This window comes from Caballeronia sp. GAFFF1, from assembly GCF_023630705.1.
GTDB lineage: Bacteria > Pseudomonadota > Gammaproteobacteria > Burkholderiales > Burkholderiaceae > Caballeronia.
In genome coordinates this window covers 49406-66996 of sequence record NZ_JALQEM010000038.1, presented here as the reverse complement: position 1 = coordinate 66996, position 17591 = coordinate 49406, and the positions used below count along the sequence as shown (strand labels likewise).

General features: G+C 65.8%; 12 protein-coding genes and 1 pseudogene. 6 read left to right on the top strand and 7 right to left on the bottom strand.

Annotation, left to right across the window (positions count from 1 at the left end; all coding sequences use genetic code 11):
• Positions 1–158 precede the first annotated feature (158 nt).
• Positions 159–2006 (top strand): thiamine pyrophosphate-binding protein, encoded by a 1848-nt coding sequence (locus NCR37_RS23700; RefSeq protein ID WP_250475251.1) that lies wholly within the window; start codon positions 159–161, stop codon positions 2004–2006.
• Positions 2007–2016: 10 nt separating this feature from the next.
• Here the strand turns inward: NCR37_RS23700 and NCR37_RS23695 are convergent, their stop codons facing one another.
• Positions 2017–2241 carry a hypothetical protein gene (locus NCR37_RS23695; protein WP_175943806.1) on the bottom strand — a complete coding sequence of 75 codons (225 nt, stop codon included), beginning with the start codon at positions 2239–2241 and terminating at the stop codon, positions 2017–2019.
• Between the two features lie 139 nt (positions 2242–2380).
• Between NCR37_RS23695 and NCR37_RS23690 the strand changes: the two genes are divergently transcribed.
• Positions 2381–3520 (top strand): PDDEXK nuclease domain-containing protein, encoded by a 1140-nt coding sequence (locus tag NCR37_RS23690; RefSeq protein WP_250475250.1) that lies wholly within the window; start codon positions 2381–2383, stop codon positions 3518–3520.
• 150 nt (positions 3521–3670) lie between these two features.
• Positions 3671–3868: pseudogene (locus tag NCR37_RS23685) on the top strand (substrate-binding domain-containing protein); the annotation flags it as partial.
• Between the two features lie 128 nt (positions 3869–3996).
• Here NCR37_RS23685 and NCR37_RS23680 read toward each other — a convergent pair.
• Both NCR37_RS23680 and NCR37_RS23675 read right to left on the bottom strand, forming a co-directional pair.
• Positions 3997–5688, bottom strand: a complete 1692-nt coding sequence (locus tag NCR37_RS23680; protein WP_250475249.1) for a response regulator — start codon at positions 5686–5688, stop codon at positions 3997–3999.
• Positions 5689–5692: 4 nt separating this feature from the next.
• The gene (locus NCR37_RS23675) at positions 5693–7210 is read right to left on the bottom strand and encodes an ATPase domain-containing protein (RefSeq protein WP_250475248.1); all 1518 of its coding nucleotides are present in this window, start codon (positions 7208–7210) and stop codon (positions 5693–5695) included.
• Between the two features lie 659 nt (positions 7211–7869).
• Here NCR37_RS23675 and NCR37_RS23670 point away from each other — a divergent pair.
• Together NCR37_RS23670 and NCR37_RS23665 are read left to right on the top strand one after the other, a co-directional pair.
• Positions 7870–9582: an IlvD/Edd family dehydratase gene (locus tag NCR37_RS23670; protein ID WP_250475247.1), complete on the top strand. Its 1713-nt coding sequence runs from the start codon at positions 7870–7872 to the stop codon at positions 9580–9582.
• A 352-nt stretch (positions 9583–9934) separates the two neighbouring features.
• Positions 9935–11515: an alanine/glycine:cation symporter family protein gene (locus NCR37_RS23665; RefSeq protein WP_250475246.1), complete on the top strand. Its 1581-nt coding sequence runs from the start codon at positions 9935–9937 to the stop codon at positions 11513–11515.
• Between the two features lie 17 nt (positions 11516–11532).
• Here the strand turns inward: NCR37_RS23665 and NCR37_RS23660 are convergent, their stop codons facing one another.
• Both NCR37_RS23660 and NCR37_RS23655 read right to left on the bottom strand, forming a co-directional pair.
• A complete protein-coding gene (locus NCR37_RS23660) occupies positions 11533–11925 on the bottom strand; it encodes a nuclear transport factor 2 family protein (protein ID WP_250475245.1) in 393 nt (130 codons plus the stop codon).
• Complete coding sequence (locus NCR37_RS23655) at positions 11922–12692, bottom strand: SDR family NAD(P)-dependent oxidoreductase (protein WP_250475244.1); 771 nt, start codon at positions 12690–12692, stop codon at positions 11922–11924. Before NCR37_RS23655 ends, NCR37_RS23660 begins: the two co-directional genes overlap by 4 nt.
• A 182-nt stretch (positions 12693–12874) precedes the next feature.
• On the opposite strand from NCR37_RS23655, the gene NCR37_RS23650 reads away from it, so the two are divergent.
• Positions 12875–14779, top strand: coding sequence for a hybrid sensor histidine kinase/response regulator (locus NCR37_RS23650; protein WP_250475243.1), 1905 nt, complete (start codon positions 12875–12877; stop codon positions 14777–14779).
• Between the two features lie 392 nt (positions 14780–15171).
• Here the strand turns inward: NCR37_RS23650 and NCR37_RS23645 are convergent, their stop codons facing one another.
• Together NCR37_RS23645 and NCR37_RS23640 are read right to left on the bottom strand one after the other, a co-directional pair.
• Entirely contained in the window at positions 15172–16569 is a 1398-nt protein-coding gene (locus NCR37_RS23645; RefSeq protein WP_250475242.1) for a sensor domain-containing diguanylate cyclase, read from the bottom strand.
• Positions 16570–16693: 124 nt separating this feature from the next.
• A complete protein-coding gene (locus NCR37_RS23640) occupies positions 16694–17137 on the bottom strand; it encodes a phosphatase domain-containing protein (protein WP_250475241.1) in 444 nt (147 codons plus the stop codon).
• Between the last annotated feature and the right edge of the window lie 454 nt (positions 17138–17591).

The window sequence follows — 17591 nt, the reverse complement described above, 5'->3', positions numbered from 1 at the left end:
GAACGGGCGCTGGGCACCGGTCCAGACTAACGTGACGAATCTCACCGGATTGTGCGGCACCGCACATAGGCGGCGATGCGCGCTGGGCGCATCGCTTGCTGCTCGGTACCGGTTCCTGCGCGGACACTGCGACCTTACCGATCATTCACGGTGCCGAGATGACAGACAGCTTTCCGCCCGATGCGCCGCATTCGCCGCAACGCCGCTCCATGCTGCTCGCTGCGGCGGCGGGCGGCATGAGCGCGCTGGCGGCATCAACATCGGCGGCACCGGCGGCATCGGCGCCAAGCCGATCCGCGGCACCGGCGGGACAGCCGCAGAACCGCGACCGTCAGCCCGATTTCGATACAGCGAACGATGCGACCACCGCCGACGTAATCGTGGACACGCTGATCGCGTGGCATGTCGATCACGTGTTCGGCATGGTCGGCGACGGCATCAATCCGCTCATCGAGGCGCTGCGCAAGCGGCGCGACCGCGTGCGCTTCGTGGGCGTGCGGCACGAGGAAGCGGCGGCATTCATGGCGTCCGGCTGGGCCAAGGCGACCGGGCGTCTCGGCGTATGCATCGCGACGACGGGACCGGGCGCGGTGCACTTGATGAACGGCCTCTACGACGCGCATTTCGACGGCGCGCCCGTGCTCGCGATCACCGGCCTCACGTTTCACGACCTGCTCGGCACGCGCTTCATGCAGAGCGTGGACACGCGCGCGCTGATGCAGGACGTCGCGCTCTACAACACGACGGTGACGGGTCCGCGCCACGCGCTGATCGTGACCGACGTGGCGTGCCGCAACGCGCTGGGCGGGCGCGGCGTCGCGCATCTCACTGTGTCCAAGGACGTGCAGGCCGTGAAGTTCGCCGACGACCGCCCGTCGATGGAAAACCACGGCCAGCGCACGTCGAGCGCATGGAGCCGGCCCGCGCCCACGCCCTCGACCGCCGATCTCGCCGCCGCCGCCGATGTCATCAACGCCGGCACGCGCGTCGCGATTCTCGCAGGACAAGGCGCGCTCGGCGCGCGGCCCGAACTCGAACAACTGGCAGCGCGCCTGAATGCGCCGGTCGCCAAGGCGCTGCTCGGCCGCGCCGCATTGCCCGACGACTCGCCGTTTTCGACCGGCGGCATCGGGCATCTGGGCACGGTGCCCTCCGACGAAGCGATGCATCGCTGCGATACCGTGCTCGTTATCGGCTCGACGATGCCGTGGATCGACTCGTACCCGAAGCCCGGCACGGCGCGCGGCGTGCAGATCGACATGAAGCCGGAGCGCATCGGGCTGCGCTATCCGGTGGAAGCGGGGCTCGTCGGCGATACCGGCGCGACGCTGCGCGCGCTATTGCCGCTGCTGCGGCAGAAAGACGACGCGTTCCTGCGCGACATTCAGGCGAGCGTCGGGCGATGGAACGCGCTGCTGGACCGCGTGGCCGCGACCGAGCGCGCGCCGCTGCGTCCGCAAAGCGCGATTCGCGCGATCAGCGATGCGCTCGACCCGGACGCCATCGTGTGTCTCGATTGCGGCGCGAACACGCACTTCGCGGCGCGCTTCCTGACGCTCAGGCGCGATCAGCAACTCGTCGCCACCGGCATGCTCGCGACGATGGCGCCGGGCTTGCCTTTCGCGATCGCATCGCAACTGGCGAATCCGGGGCGTCAGGTCGTCGCGATCGTCGGCGACGGCGGCTTCGCGATGTTGATGGCGGAGATGTCCACCGCCGTGATGAACGCGCTGCCGATCAAGGTGATCGTGCTGCGCAACGACCGCCTCGCGGAAGTCACGTTCGAGCAAAAGCAGTTGGGCAATCCGGTCTATGGCTGCGAGATCGGCGGCATCGACTATGCGCAGTTCGCGGCGGCGTGCGGCGCGGACGGCTTTCGTTGCGCGCATCCGGGCGAGCTGAAGGCATCCATCGACGCGACGTTGCGCTCGAAACGCGCCGCATTGCTTGAACTGCGCGTCGATCCCGACGAACCGGTGACGATGCCGCACGAACTGAAGGCGTGAGCGGCGCGTTTCAGCTAATGAACACGAGCTGGTCTTCGTGCGCCGCCGAGTGCCGGTACCAGCACACGCGTCCCGCGCGCACGTCGAGCAACACCTGATCGAGGCCGGCTATTTCGATGCCGTCCGTCCGGCATCCGTCGATAGCCGGTGCCGCGCGATTCATCCGCGCGAGTTCCCGCTTGAGTTCCATCAGACGCTTGATGGCGCCTTGCCTGGAGGTGAAGTATCGAGTCATTGACTGCCGAACGCTGATCCGCCTGAAGGGCCACAGCGTAGGGCGATTCGTCGGACAATAATGTGCGCTCGGCGACACACGCGCGTATGCGACACTTCGCTCGAACGCGCCGTGTGCGCAGCGGAAAGGAAGAACGACGATGAACGACGTGATGCTGCCCGAGGACGACTACGGCGCGACGCTCGGCGACGTGCTGGCGTTGCTCGAACAGGGCCGTCAGGCGGCGGCGCGCAGCATCAACGCGCTGATGACGGCGACGTACTGGCGCATCGGGCACCGGATCGTCGAATTCGAGCAGGGCGGCGCGGGCCGCGCGGCATACGGACAGGCGCTGTTGCAGCGGCTATCGGCCGATCTGACGAAGCGCTTCGGGCGCGGCTTCGGCGTCGACAATCTGGAACTGATGCGCCTCTTCTACCAGTCATATGCGAGCGCCGGGATTTCCGAATCGCCGATTCGGAATTCGGCGGAGGCTGCGTCCGCGGGAAAATCCGAACCGGCGATTCGGATTTCGACGCTCGCGCAACTGGCCGAGCGGTTCCCGCTCTCGTGGACGCATTACGTCCACCTGATGCGGCGCACCCGTTCCGACGACGAGCGGCGTTTCTACGAAGCCGAAGCGCTGCGCGGCGGCTGGAGCGTGCGCCAACTCGACAGGCAGATCGGCAGTCAGTTCTATTCGCGCACGCTGATGTCGCGGGACAAGCGAGCGATGCTGGAGAAGGGCGCCATCGCCGAGCGCCGCGACATCGTGACGCCCGAGGAAGCCATCAAGGACCCGTACGTGCTCGAATTTCTCGACCTGAAGGACGAGTATTCGGAGAGCCAGCTCGAGGACGCCCTGATTCATCGGCTCGAGGACTTCCTGCTGGAACTGGGCGGCGACTTCACGTTCGTCGGGCGGCAGCGGCGCCTGCGCATCGGCGATAGCTGGTATCGCGTGGACTTGCTGTTCTTTCACCGGCGGCTGCGGTGTCTCGTCATCATCGACCTGAAGCTGACCGAGCTCAATCACGCCGATGTCGGGCAGATGCACATGTACTGCAATTACGCGAAGGAGCACTGGACGCTGCCGGGCGAGAACCCGCCGGTGGGCCTGATTCTGTGCGCGCGGACCAATGCGGCGGTCGCGAAATACGCGCTCGACGGCCTGCCGAACAAGGTGCTCGCCGCCGAATACCACATGATGCTGCCGGACGAGGCGCTGCTCGCCGAAGAACTGGCGCGCGTGCGCAGAGAACTGGAGGCGCGGCGGCTCGCGGAAGGCGGCGACGCGTAGTCGCTTCGCGCTGCGTCTTACGCCGCTACCGGCTCCAGCGCGCTCAACGCCGAGCGCCATGCCGGCGAAAGCGGCTGGAGCCGCCGCGTCTCGCGTTCCACTGTCCGGTGCGACTTCACGACCGAAGCGGGCTACTCCTGCGCGATCGCCATGCTGAGCGAGCCGCAACCGGTCACCGCCATCGTCGCGGGCAACGACACGATCGCGATCGGCGTGCTGGAGGCCGCGGGGCGGCGCGGCATCCGCGTGGCCGAGCAGCTTTTCATCATCGGCTTCGACGACATGCCGCTCGCGGATTCGCCGCTCGTCGGCCTGACGTCGATCCGGCAGCCGGTCGAAGCGCTAGTCCGGACCGCCGCGCGGCGGCTCGTCGAGCGCGTCGCGCCGGCGGCATGGGCGCGCCGACGCGTGACGTGTTGCCAATCCAGCTCGTGCGACGCGATACGACCGGCCCGATTTGAGAATGTTCGTGACGCTCACGCCTTCTCGGCGCTTTTCAGCGCGAGACGCACGGCGCGCGCAAGGTCTTCGAGCTGGAACGGCTTGCGAAGCGCGGTGAAGCGCCGGTCGGTGATGGTGGTGACATCGACGTCCGCATAGCCGGTTGCGAGGATGACCGGCAGGTCGGGGCGCGATTCGCGGGCGCTCGCGAGCACCTGTATGCCGTTCATGCCCGGCATGGCGTAATCGACCATCATCACGTCCGGGTTGTCGGCATCGAGACGCGCGAGGCCGCTTTGCCCGTCCGGCGCCTGCGTGACGTGATAACCGAGCGCTTCGAGACAATCGACGATCATCGTGCGCACGTCCTCGTCGTCCTCGATGACAAGGATGCGGCACGGCGTCGCCGTATCGTCTCGCGGGTCCGCGTCCAAGGCTCCTTCGGACGGGTCTTCCGCGCCGAACGGCAGCCAGATCTCCACGGTGGTGCCCTTGCCCACTTCGCTTTCGATGCGCGCGACGCCGCCCGCTTGCCGCGCAATGCCGTACACCTGACTGAGACCCAGGCCGGTTCCCTTGCCGACCGGCTTGGTCGTGAAGAAGGGATCGAATACGCGCGAGAGCACGCCCGGCTCGATGCCCGAGCCCGAATCGGTCACGCTGATGACGATGTAACGGCCAGGCGCGAGCGCTTCGTCCACGCTCGGCCGTTCTTCGGCGTGAATCGCAAGGCGGCCGCCGTTCGGCATCGCGTCGCGAGCATTGATCGCCAGATTGAGTATCGCCAGTTCCAGCTGGTTCGCGTCGGCTTGCGTCCAGAGATCGTCGGACGCAGTCGTGATCGACAGCGCGATGGTCGAGCCGAGCGAGATGGAAATGATGTCGCGGATGCCGTGCAGCAGCGCGGCCACGTTCACCGCTTTCAGATCAAGATTGCTCGTGCGCGAAAACGTCAGCAACTGAGCGGTCAGCTTCGCGCCCCGCTCGGTCGCGCGCTTGGTGGTGGCGGCCATCTTGAGCACGCGCTCGTCCTTGCTGATGCGCGCGAGCAGTTCCGCGTTGGCCATGATCACGTTCAGCAGGTTGTTGAAGTCGTGCGCGATGCCGCCGGTCAACTGCCCGAGCGCTTCCATCTTCTGCGACTGCACGAGCACGGCCTGCACCTTGGCGCGCTCGTGAATCTCGCGCATCAGTCGGTTGTTGGCCGACGCGAGTTCGTGCGTGCGTTCCGCGATGCGGCTTTCGAGCGATTCGTTGAGCCGCTCCAGCGCTTCCTGAGCCTTGACCCGGTCGATGAGATGCTGCTCCGACTCGGCGAGGTGCTTACGCGCGTCGTATTGCCGGGCGCGCGCCCGCAACGACGACGCCACGGCGCGGCGCAACGTCTCGGAGTTGAGCGGCCGTTCGAGCACCAGCACGTTGCCGAGCCGCTCCAGCATCTCGATGCTCTTGGCCGAACGCCTGCCCGGAAGCCGCCCGGACAGCAGCACGATCGGGAAATCCGACCATGCGGGCTGCTGTTCGATCCATGCGGCAAGCGCCATCGCGCTGTCGTCCAGCAGCGATTCTTCGGTGATGATGGCGACGGCGGCGCCGCGGTCCAGTTCCGTCACGAGCGCGGTCGAGTTGGCGCAGACGAAGCACTCCCGGCCCTCCGTCCTGAGGACATCGACGATGACCTCGGCGTCGCGGCCGAAGGGCGCAACGATCAGTACGCGATGTTCCATCGCGTTATTCCCGTGGCGAGGCCGGCTCGCCCTGCGATGGCGCGAGCATGGCGGTATCGCCCCGGTAAGTCGGCAGGCCGCTCAGCACGCCCTCGAAATCGCGCAGCGCCTCGCCGACGTTCAAGCCCTGGCTGCCGAGCCGGAACTGCCGGATCGAGCGTTCGTGGCCGTTTGTGCGGCTCTTGACCGCGGTCACGGCGGTGAGCACTTCGCCCTGGCGTTCGAAATAACGGAAGAGCAGCACGACGTCGCTGAGATAGCTGATATCGATATCGCTCTGTATCTCGCCGATGATGCCGTGCTGGCCCAGCACGAGCATGGTGATGACGCCGCGCTGGTTCAGATACGTGAGCAGCTCGTGCATCTGGAGCAGGAGATAACGCTCGCCGGGCATGGCCTGAAGATACGCATTCAGGCTGTCGATGGCGACGAAGCGCGCGCCGTCCTGCTCGACACTCTTGCGCACGTCGCTCGCGAATTCGCCGGGCGAAATCTCGGCGGGATCGATCTGGCGCAGCGTCAGCAGGCCGCTGTCGAGATGCGGCCTGAGGTCGATGCCGAGGCTGGTCGAGCGGCGCAAGAGCGTGGTCAGCGTTTCGTCGAAGAGATAGTAGACGCACGGCTGTCCGCGGTTGAGCGCGGCGAGCAGGCACGAGGCGACCGTCGTCGTCTTGCCGACGCCCGACGGACCCACGATCAACGTGTTGGTGCCCGGCACGAGGCCGCCGCCCATGAGCGCATCCAGTTCCCGCGTTCCGGTGCTGAGCGAATCCGACGAGAAGTTGGAGTGATGCTCGGCCGCGACGAGGCGCGGATACACCTCGATGCCGCCTGTCTTCAGCGTCATGTCGTGGAAGCCTTCGCGGAACCGGATGCCGCGCATTTTCGCGATGCGTATGCGCCGCCGCTCGCCGCCGTAGTCGTGCACGACGTTGTCGAGACTGATGACGCCGTGCGCGATGCTGTGCAGTTGCAGGTCGCCGGTCTCGGACGTGTTGTCGTCCAGCAGCATGACGGTGCAGGCGCGCGTTGCGAAATAGCGCTTGAGCGCCAGAATCTGGCGGCGATAGCGCAGCGAGTTCTGCGACAACATGCGCAGTTCGGAGAGGCTGTCGAAGACGAGGCGGGCGGGCTTGAGTTCATCGACCTTGGCGATCACGTCGCGCACGGTCTCGCCGAGTTCGACTTCGGCGGGATGCAGCACGGTCTGCTCGTACGCCGGATCGAGCCCTTCGTCCGACAATAGTTCGATGATGGTGAAGCGGCTCGTGTCCCAGCCGTGGCTATCGGCGACGGCGACGAGTTCGTCTCGCGTTTCGGACAGCGTGATGTACAGCCCCGGCTCGCCGACCTCGGCGCCCTTGAGTAAAAACTGCAAGGCGAGGGTGGTTTTACCTGCGCCGGGCGCGCCTTCGACCAGATACATGCGGTGCGGCGTGAGCCCGCCGCCCAGGATATCGTCGATTCCCTCGATCCCGGATTGAATGCGCCCCCGTTGTGGCGCGGAGATGGTGTCTGGCATGTGATTGCTTCTGATGATCGACGAGATGGGCGATGTCCGCTTCGGGGACTGCAAGAAGCAGGCCGGGCTCGTCGTCGTAGCGCGGCAGGCGGATGGCGAAGGCGGTCCCGCGGTTCGCGCCGCGTTTGCGCAGCAGCACGGCCGCCTCAGAACATTCGTTCGATGGTCGGCGAAGGCTACCACATCGATGCGAGGGGTGCGGCTGGTTTCGTTGGGTGGAGCAGGGTCATCGACGACGGCGGTTCTAGATAGCGCGATGTTCAGTTCATGACCGCTGCCGCTTTGCGTTCGCTACCGCTCTTCTTCTAGCTTCCAATGAAGGCTGAATTCATTGGGTTGCAGCAGCGCTGACATAAGCGCGATTCCCGACGGTTTTAACGAGCCAAGGGGCTCGGGGGACGTGGTGATAGTGGGCGTGGAAGGTGCTCCAGGGCTGTTCATTAACGGAGCGCCACGGTCTTACTGCAAGGTGGTCACGCTTTCGATGCAGCGGGCTCAGAGAGCTGCTTTCTTTGGTTACTTTCTTTGCAGCGGCAAAGAAAGTGACCCCCGCCCCGGGGAGGGGCAACGCCAATGGACCGACACGACAACAAGTTCCATAGAATCACAATACAACCGCCCCACAGCAGGCAAGCATAAAACCGGAGACACCCAAAAAAATGCCAGAACCAAAGACCGAAGGCCTGTCGAAAGGCCTGACCAACTACGGTGACCGCGGCTTCGCCCTCTACCTGCGCCGCTCGTTCGCCCGCTCGATGGGCTACACATCCGACATGCTGACAAAGCCGATCGTCGGAATCGCATCGAGCGGATCGGGCTTCAACAATTGCCATCGCGGCATGCCGGAGCTGGTCGAAGCAGTCAAGCGCGGCGTGCTCGCAGCGGGCGGTCAGCCCATCGACTTTCCGACCATCTCGCTCGGCGAAGTCTTCCTCAATCCCACCTCGATGATGTTCCGCAACCTCATGAGCATGGACGTCGAGGAAATGCTGCGCGCGCAGCCGATGGACTCCGTGGTACTGATCGGCGGCTGCGACAAGACCGTGCCCGCGCAACTGATGGGCGCCGCCGCTGCCGATATCCCCGCCGTGCAACTCGTCGTCGGACCGATGATGACGGGCCGTCATCAGGGCGAACGCCTCGGCGCGTGCACCGACTGCCGCCGCTTCTGGGGCAAGTTCCGCGCGGGCGAAGTCGGCGAGCAGGAGATCGACCAGATCGAAGGGCGGCTCGCGACCACCGCCGGCACCTGCGCGGTGATGGGCACGGCGAGCACCATGGCGTGCATTGCGGAGACGCTCGGCATGTCGCTGCCGGGCACCGCCGCGATTCCCGCAGTCCATGCCGACCGCATTCGCGCCGCCGAAGCGAGCGGCGCGCGCGCCGTGCAGCTCATTCGCGCGCCGCTGCGCCCGAGCCAGATCATCACGGAGAAGTCCGTCGAGAACGCGCTGCGCGTGCTGCTGGCCATCGGCGGGTCGACCAACGCGATCATCCATCTGACCGCCGTCGCCGGGCGGCTCGGCATTCCGGTGTCGCTCGAACGGCTGAACGTGCTCTCCGACGACACGCCGGTGCTCGTCAACCTGAAGCCGACCGGCGAGCACTACATGGAAGACTTCTTCGCCGCGGGCGGCATGACGGCCGTGCTGCGCGAACTCGCGCCGAAGTTGCATCTCGACGCGATGACCGTCACCGGCGAAACGCTCGGCGAACGCATCGCGGCCGAGCGCGAAGCGTGGGTCGATCATCGCATCGTGCGCGAGCTTTCGGACCCGGTCGAACCGCAAGGCGGGCTCGTCGCGTTGTTCGGCTCGCTTGCGCCGCGCGGCGCGATTCTCAAGCGTTCCGCCGCCGACAAGTCGCTCTTCGAGAAAGAGGGCCGCGCCGTGGTCTTCGATTCGCTCGAAGATCTGGCCGCGCGCATCGACGATCCCGCGCTCGATGTGGAGGCCGACGACATTCTCGTGCTGCAAAACGCGGGTCCCGCGAGTGGCACGGGCATGCCCGAAGCGGGCTATCTGCCGATTCCGAAAAAGCTCGCGCAGAAGGGCGTGAAGGACATGCTGCGCATTTCTGATGCGCGCATGAGCGGCACGGCATATGGAACCATCGTGCTGCACGTCACGCCGGAAGCCGCGCTCGCGGGGCCGATCGGACTCGTGCGCAACGGCGACCGCATTCGGCTTTCCGTGCGCGAAAGGCGTATCGAGCTGCTTGTCGATGAAGCCGAACTCGCGCGCCGCGCAGCCGACGTCAAGCCGCCGAAGCGCGTGCTGCGCGGCTATCAAAAGCTGTATCAGGAGCATGTGCTGCAGGCCGATGCGGGCTGTGACTTCGATTTCCTGCAGGCGGTATCGAAGGATTCCTGAGCGTCCGCCACTAGGCGGCAACGGCGGCGCTCGCCGCCGCAGGCGGGCCGGCGCGACTTCCTCGAACCCATCGGTCGGCGGTGCGCGCTCCGACGCGTATCACCCGTTCAACACGCGCGCTATTCGTTGGGCGAACCCCAAGCCGCCATCGCCGCGCCTCGCAGACGGGGCGCGCAGGCCTGTCCGCGATGGGCGCAAAGCGCGGCGAGCCGGCACCGTATAATGGCCGCCCGCTACGGCGGGCGCAGGCGCGCGCGCCTGCGACAGCGCCTGATCCCAGCGAATCCGGTTCAATCAATCGAACTTCCGCCTTAAACAGCTCAAAGCAACAGAAAACAGAAGGAAAGCCCGCGTGGAAGACCTTTTCCAATCCGTCAACGCGTTCTTTGCGTTCATCGCGCCCATTTCCGATTTTCTTTGGGATTTTCCGACCGACTTCGCGGCCTATTCGCGCATTCCCGTGCTCGGCCGGTTTCCGTTCGCGATTCTGCTGCTGGTCGGCGTAGGCATCCACTTCAGCATCCGCACGCGCTTCGTCCAGACCATGAACATGCGCAAGATCGTGCGCATCATGCAGCGCAGGCAGTCGGGGAGAACGGGCGTGAGCGCGATGGCGTCGTTCATGCTCGGACTGGCGATGCGCGCCGGGCCGGGCAACATCGTCGGCATTACGGGCGCCATTTCGGTCGGCGGTCCCGGCGCGTTGTTCTGGATGTGGGTCGCCGCCTTCTTCGGCATGGCGACGGCCTTCATGGAATCCGTGCTCGCCCAGTTGTTCAAGGAGAAGAACGGCGACGAGTTCGTCGGCGGCTTGCCGTTCTACGGGCGGCGCGTGCTCGGCGGACGGCGCATCGTGGGCACGTTCCTGTCGCTCGTGTTCATCGTCTACGCCTTATTCAACGTGCCGCCGCAAACGTTCAACGTGTTCACCGCGATGGGCACCATTGCCGATACCGTCGCAGGCGAGCACCTCGCGCGGCAATCCACGGCGTACTACGGCATCGCGGCGACGCTCGTGATCGCGTGCGCGTTCATCATCATGGGCGGCATCAGGCGCGTCACGGCTTACACGGACGTGCTGGTGCCGATCAAGGCCGCGCTCTTTTGCGCGATGTCGCTCGTCATCATCCTGATCAATCTGCCGCTCGTGCCTTACTTCTTTCACGAGGTCGTCGTCGGCGCGTTCGCGCCGCATGCGCTCTTCGGCGGCGCCATCGGCACGGCGCTCGCGCAGGGCGTGAAACGCGGCCTCATGTCCAACGAGGCGGGGCAGGGCACCATTACGATGGCGGCGGCCATCGCCGACAACGCGCATCCGTGCGAACAAGGCTTCGTGCAAAGCCTCGGCGTGTTCTTCGACACGATGGTGATCTGCACGATGACCGGCTTTATCGTCGTGATGGCGCACGTGTGGACCGGAACCGTCGACGGACAGGCATGGGAAGCCGTGCGCGCCTCGAAGATCACGGTCTATCTCGCTTCGGTGCAGTCCCTCGTGCCGCTGTGGGCCGCGCACGCGATCAAGATCGTCATGTGCGTGTGCTACGGGCTTTTTGCTTTCACGACGCTGCTCGGCATGATTTCGTTCGCCGAAATCTCGGCGAACTTCATCTCGCGCCGCCGGGCGTTCATCGCCGGCATTCGCGTGGTCGGCTCGCTGGTGTTCGTGCCGTTCGGCGCGTTGACCGTGCTGGCCGGGCTCGAACTGCCGAACCTCTGGGCGCTCTCGGACCTGATGAACATTGTGATGGTGCTGCTCAACGTGCCGATCGTTCTGCTCGGACAAGGGCTCGTCTATAAGGCGCTCGCTCACTATCGCGCGACGGGCGGCGGCGCGTTCGCGTCCGACGAAATCGGAGTGAAAACGGCGTGCTGGTCCGCCGATGCGCGCGGCGCCGCGCCCGTTCACGAACGCGATACCGTCGACGCGTAAGCCGCGCGGGGCATTGCTCAGGCCGGATTCTGGCGCAGCAGTTCGGCCACCATCGCGCTGTCGAGATACGCGCGCACTTCGACAATCAAGCCTTCCTCGAAACGGCACACCCAGCAGTAGCGGTTGTCGAAGTGCATGCCGTTCGCCGCGCGCACGTCCGAATGCAACTCGACGGCGGCCGTATCGCCATCGACCAGCGCGTGCGTGACGGTCAGCTTGGCGCCGTCGGGCAGCGCCTTCGCGAGGCGCGCGAACGTATGTTCGAGAAACGCCTCCTTGCCGCGATAGCGTCCGGCGAGCGGATGCGTGCCCATCACCGTCCAGTCCACGTCATCGGCGACGTGCGCGAAGAAAGCGTCGGTGTCGTCCCTGAGCTTTTCTAAGAGCGCGATCACGTCCTCCTTCTTCATGCGCCGCCCCATTGCATCGACAAACCGCCGTCGATGGTCCAGGTCTGTCCGGTCACATAGTCGCCGTCGTCGGAGGCGAGAAAGAGCGCGAGTCGCGCGATCTCCTCCGGTTGCCCCGGACGATGCCACGGAATCACCGACATCGACTTCTCGCGAGCGTCGGGGTCATCCAGGCGCTTTTGCGTCATCGGCGTTTGGATGAGCCCGGGCGCGATGTTGTTCACGTTGATCTTGTCGTTGGCGACTTCGCGCGACAGGCTGCGCGTGAGCGAGCCGAGCGCGGCCTTGGCCATGCCGTACGGCGCGCTTTCCGGCGTCGGCAGATGCTGCGCGACCGACGAAATCGTGACGATGCGCCCGCCGCCGCCGGCCTCGCGCCGCAGCTTGACGAACTCGCGGCAGCAGTAGAGCGGCCCGAAGAGATCGGTTCGGATGACGGTTTCGAGCTGGGCGTCGTCGAGCTCGGCCACTTCCGCGCCGCCCGCGCCCACGCCTGCATCGTTCACCAGAATGTCGAGGCGTCCCAGCTGCGCCGTGACTTCGCCGAAGATGCGCTTGACGGACGAGGGGTCGCCCACGTCGCCTTGCAGCACGACCGCACGCCGGCCGAAGGAAGCGATCTTGGCTGCCGTCTGGTCGGCGCCGGCGCGGTCGGTGTGATAGATGACCGCGACATCCGCGCCTTGCTCCGCGAACAGCGTCGCGATGGCCTGACCGATCCCAGAGTCGCTTCCGGTAACCAGCGCCGTTTTCCCTTGCAATTTCATGTGTACTCCTCGTGAGCCGATGAGTCGGTGATCGGACGTCAGCAAGCGGCGTACGCGCGTGTCAGGCGCGAATGTCAACGCATGCATGACCGATGCGCGAGCGTAAAGATTCGCATTTGCAAAACATAGGAGGAATGCATAATGCAGGCGAAAGGCGTAATCAATCAGACGAGTTTCCGACCATGATTGTTCGAATCGCTCAATACCCGCCGGGCAAGCGCCTGGTGTTCGGAGTCGCGTCCACCGCCGCCGTTTTGGTGGCGCAACAAATCCTGACCGTGGTGGCCCACGGGCGGCTGACGTTTCTTCTCGTCAGCGCATCGCTTCCCTTGATCACGGTGCTGTTCGGCGGCTGGTCGGGCGTGCTCCTTCTGGCAGTCGGTTTCGTGTACGGCGCATTGTGGATGCCGCCTGTCGGCAGTCTGACCGTCGAGGGGCACGCCGACCGAGTCGTATTGCTGGCTTTCGTCGTAGTCGGCGCGCTTCTCGTGGCGGCGGGCCAGCAGTTAGCCAAGGTTGCAAGACGGGCCGGGAGGGCCGAAGCCGCTTCGCAGGAGACGGCCGAGCGCCTCTTGCAACTGGAGCGCGACGCGCGGCACCGGTTCGACGTGGCGCTGAACAGCGCGGGCGTGCCGTTCTTCATCCTCACGCCGGTGGTGCGCAACGGCCGCGTGACGGAGCTTCGGTGGGACTACCTCAACGATGCCGCCGCGCACTTGTTCAATCGGGCGACAGCGGTGGTCATCGGCAGTTCGACCACGTATGTGCGCCCGCACGGCTGGGACGCCGACGTGCTCCTGAAGCGGCTCGCGCCGTTGGCGGAAGGCGAGGGCCGCGATGCGTTCGACATAAGCGTTCAGGGAGAGCACGGTGAGCAGTGGTTCCATGTCGTCGCTGCGTCGCTCAACGGTTCGGTGGTTGCCTGGTTCGGTGACGTGACGCCGCGCGTGCGCGCCGAGCAGGCGCTTTCCGAAGCCGACCGGCGCAAGGACGAGTTCCTCGCGACGCTTGCGCACGAGTTGCGCAACCCGCTCGCCCCGATCCGGCAGGTCGCGGAGATTCTGGAACAGCCTCACCTGACCGACGAGCGCCGCAAGTGGTGCATCACGGTGCTGCGCCGACAGTCGGCCGCGATGGCGCTTTTGCTGGACGACCTGCTCGACGTGTCACGCATCACGCGCGGCGCGCTGACGCTTCGCAAGGAAGCCGTGGCGCTGCGCGATGTCGTCGAGGACGCGGTGGACACGGCGCGGCCGATGCTGGAGGGCAAAGGTCACGACCTTATCGTGAAGCTGCCCTCGCGGCCGTTGCACATCGAGGCGGACCGTCTGCGGATCGCGCAGGTATTGGCGAACCTGTTGACGAACGCCGCGAAATACACGCCGTCCGGCGGTCGCATCGAACTGACGGCCAAGGCAGACGACGCCGAGATTGTGCTGTCGGTCGCGGATAACGGCATCGGTATCGATTCCGACAAGCTGTCGGCCATTTTCTCAATGTTTTCTCAAGTGCATCGCGACCATCATCGACAAGGCGGGCTCGGCATCGGACTCGCGCTGTCGAAATCGCTGATCGAGCTGCATGGAGGCCGGCTGACCGCATCGAGCGCCGGTAAAGACCAGGGGAGTTGCTTCTCGGTGCATCTTCCGGCGCAGTGCCGCGTGGTGCCGCCGCCCGCTGCCGCGCGCGACATGCCCGCCGTTCCGGCCGAAATGGAGAAGCATCGAATCCTCGTCGTGGATGACAACGTCGATGCGGCCGACGCGCTCACCGCGCTCCTCGAACTCGAAGGACACGAAGTGCGGACCGTCTACTCCGGCGAAGAGGCGGTCGACATACTGAGCCACTATACGCCCGAAGTGATCTTGCTCGACCTCGGCTTGCCGGGCATGAGCGGAATCGAGGTCGCGCACCGCATCAGGTCGAGACCGTCGACGGCGAACGTCACGCTCATCGCCATCACCGGATGGGGGCAGCCTCAGGACCGCGCGCGCACCGCAGACGCGGGATTCGACTATCACTTCACGAAGCCGGTGGACGTGGCGCAGCTCAATCACGCGATCGAGAGCGCCGTCACCGCGGGTTAGGAGAACGTGTCCTCGCGCCGGGGGGAGACTGCGAGTGTCGAACTGCGCGGCAGCATCGACGAGGATGCCGCGCCGAGATTCTGCGGCAGACTGCTCAGAAAGCGCATCCGTCGGTGCTTGCCGAGCGCATGGAGACGCCCGAGGAGAAGATCCGCGGGATTGCCGAGATCGCGAAGAAGCCGGTGTCGCGCTTCGTCTTCGACCGCGCCGGAAGACTTCGCAGCGCGGGAGCGGCTTGCGACGGGTGATGCCCGGCGGCGCGCATGAGCCCCGCGCGCGGTTAAGCGCGAGTGGCTCCGGCGTGTCGTTCGATGAAGCGACGGACGGCGACGGTTGCCTCGCGTGACTCGGAGACGAAGCTTCCTCAGAGACCGGCGGGACGCGCTTTCCGCTCAGGACGCCGAAGTCTGTCGGACAAGGCCGCCGCTCAGCTTGTCGAGGCGCGCGCTGGCGACGCCATTCCTGCCGCCTGCCTTTGCCGCATACAGTGCCGCGTCAGCGGCTTCGAGCAGCGCCTTGGCGGTCTGCCGCGAGGCGGCGTCCCGGCAAGCATGGCCGACGGAGATGGTGACGACAGCGCCCGGCCTCGGCGCGGGCAACGCTGCCTTCTCCACGGCTGCGCGGAGCTTCTCGGCCACGGCGAGACCCGCCGCCGCGTCACACGCCGGAAGCACGACGACGAATTCTTCGCCGCCATACCGCGCGACGAAGTCGCCCTTTCGCGTCAGCGTCTCGGTCAGCGCCTGCGCGACCTTTCTCAGGCAGTCATCGCCGGCCAGGTGGCCGAAGGTGTCGTTGTACGCCTTGAAGTTGTCGACGTCGATCAGCAGCACGCAAAGCGAATAGCCGGAGGAGGCGGCGAGCGTGTGCTCGTGGCTGTATCGCTCGTCGAAATATGCGCGGTTGAAGACGCCCGTCAGCCCATCGCGAGCCGAACTCTCGAGCAGTTTCACATGCGCGTCGGTGAGCTTGCGATACAGCCCGCTCGTCTCGTAGATCAGCATCCCGAGAACCGCGCTCGACGACAGCATCGAGGCGACCCGCGCGGCGTACCAGCCGACGCTGTAGCGGGCGCCCGCGGACAGCGTGAGCGTCACGTCGATCAGCGCCGCCAGCAACGCGACGGCGAGCCACAGGTCCATCAGCGAGCGCAGCCGCGTGGTCGAGATATGCAGGCCGAGCGCCGCGAGACAGGTCGCCTCGACGATCAACGCGGCGGGACTGCTCGACAGGCCCGAATACGAGCCGCCCGACGCCACCATGACGGGAAGGATGTCTTTGCCCATGAGCGCCAGCGCCGAGCAACCGGAGGCGAGCGCGAGCGCGCCGAAGAGCGCCGCGTGTCCGGGCAGGTGGTTGCGCACGCCCGGAGCGCAGGATCGCGCAGCCAGCGACACGGTGACGAGGGCAGGAAATCCGCCATGCCAGAACACCCATATCCAGACGGCGGTTTGCGCGCCGGCGCCGAGCAGGCCGCCCGGCGAGAAGACGCCGGGAAAAACCAGCAACTGGATGGCCGCGATCAGACTCACGAAGGCGTACGCGCCGCTGAGCGTCGCGAAGAGAAGACGCCCGGAAATGCGGTACTGCGTCCAAAGCAGGAAAGCGGTGAGACCTTCCGTGAGGGTGACCCAGGTAGCGAAGATGGGCAGGAAAGGGACGATGACCGGGCCGGGCTGCCTGGCGTGCGGCCACACGATAAAAGCGCCGATCAGCGCGATGGCGGCGGTGACAGCCGCTGCGACGCGGTCTTTCGACGTCGATGGCAGGTGAATGAGCGATTTTTGCACTACGGATCCTCGGTCTGGGCCGGCACCGACGCCGAGCGACAAGTGGATTACGGCAGCTATCGGCAATTCTTGAGTAAGACGCTCCTGCAAGGGCGAAATTTCCGGTGCGTCGGCGGCGTTGTCATCAGAAGTCCCCCGGCGCGACCTGAAAGCATGCCAGGCCCTCGGATCGCCACATATCGACCACGCGCTGGCGGTCATCGTAGACGCACAAGACCCTCTCGCGCGGAATCGAGCCGTTGTGCAACCATCCGCGTTTGAGCCGGTCGTCGGCCTGCCGGTCTCCGGCGCGGCGCATCAGCAGCGTGTCGATGTGATGCATGCCCACATGCAGGTCGAGCCACGCTTCGGTCTCGGCGCGTACCTCGTCGCTGCGGCCCGACGCGATCCAGATGCGATGCCGCGCTGCGTGCGTATGCAGCGTCTCGATGACCGGCGCGTTCGGGAGATCGTCGCCACATGCGGCGAAGAAGGCATGCCAGTTGCGCCGTTTTCCGCTGATGTGGTGCACCCGGTGTTGAATCAGTCCGATGGTCCCGTCCAGATCGAACAGCACAATGTCGCGCATGAGACACCTCCGCTTCTGGACAAGCAGAGATCGTGCGTGGTCTGCCTAGAAGCGGCTCGCGGGCGTGGCGCAAAGCGACGCGTTTGGCCTGCGGGCGGTGATGATCGTAGAACCGGGTCAGCGAGCGAAAGCGGCTCTTGTGGAGTCTGATCGTGCGCTAGCCGATGTTCCGTGCGTGCGGGGAAGTGGTGATATCGAGCAGCAGCGGTCTGTCGAGCGCGGGCGGCTCGCCAACCGATGCGATGCTTCGGCGGGAAAGACCGCGGCGATCGAACGTCTGCGCAACACCGTTGCGTTAATTGGTCACGGGCGCGGCCTGGCTCGCTGACAGATGGACCCTGCACGGCGGCACGACGACCAACGCTCGTTGTCTCGGGCAGCGCATTACACAAGCGCCGCGCAGGCCCGACGGTGCCGCTTCACACCGGCGTCGCGTGAGCGAAGCGGCAAACAG

What these genes read in the sequence shown, in the direction of transcription:
- NCR37_RS23695 (WP_175943806.1), bottom strand. Translation starts at nt 2,241, where the DNA reads ATGACTCGATACTTCACCTCCAGGCAAGGCGCCATCAAGCGTCTGATG.
- NCR37_RS23680 (WP_250475249.1), bottom strand. Translation starts at nt 5,688, where the DNA reads ATGGAACATCGCGTACTGATCGTTGCGCCCTTCGGCCGCGACGCCGAG.
- NCR37_RS23650 (WP_250475243.1), top strand. Translation starts at nt 12,875, where the DNA reads ATGATTGTTCGAATCGCTCAATACCCGCCGGGCAAGCGCCTGGTGTTC.
- NCR37_RS23640 (WP_250475241.1), bottom strand. Translation starts at nt 17,137, where the DNA reads ATGCGCGACATTGTGCTGTTCGATCTGGACGGGACCATCGGACTGATT.
- NCR37_RS23690 (WP_250475250.1), top strand. Translation starts at nt 2,381, where the DNA reads ATGAACGACGTGATGCTGCCCGAGGACGACTACGGCGCGACGCTCGGC.
- NCR37_RS23700 (WP_250475251.1), top strand. Translation starts at nt 159, where the DNA reads ATGACAGACAGCTTTCCGCCCGATGCGCCGCATTCGCCGCAACGCCGC.
- NCR37_RS23670 (WP_250475247.1), top strand. Translation starts at nt 7,870, where the DNA reads ATGCCAGAACCAAAGACCGAAGGCCTGTCGAAAGGCCTGACCAACTAC.
- NCR37_RS23655 (WP_250475244.1), bottom strand. Translation starts at nt 12,692, where the DNA reads ATGAAATTGCAAGGGAAAACGGCGCTGGTTACCGGAAGCGACTCTGGG.
- NCR37_RS23660 (WP_250475245.1), bottom strand. Translation starts at nt 11,925, where the DNA reads ATGAAGAAGGAGGACGTGATCGCGCTCTTAGAAAAGCTCAGGGACGAC.
- NCR37_RS23675 (WP_250475248.1), bottom strand. Translation starts at nt 7,210, where the DNA reads ATGCCAGACACCATCTCCGCGCCACAACGGGGGCGCATTCAATCCGGG.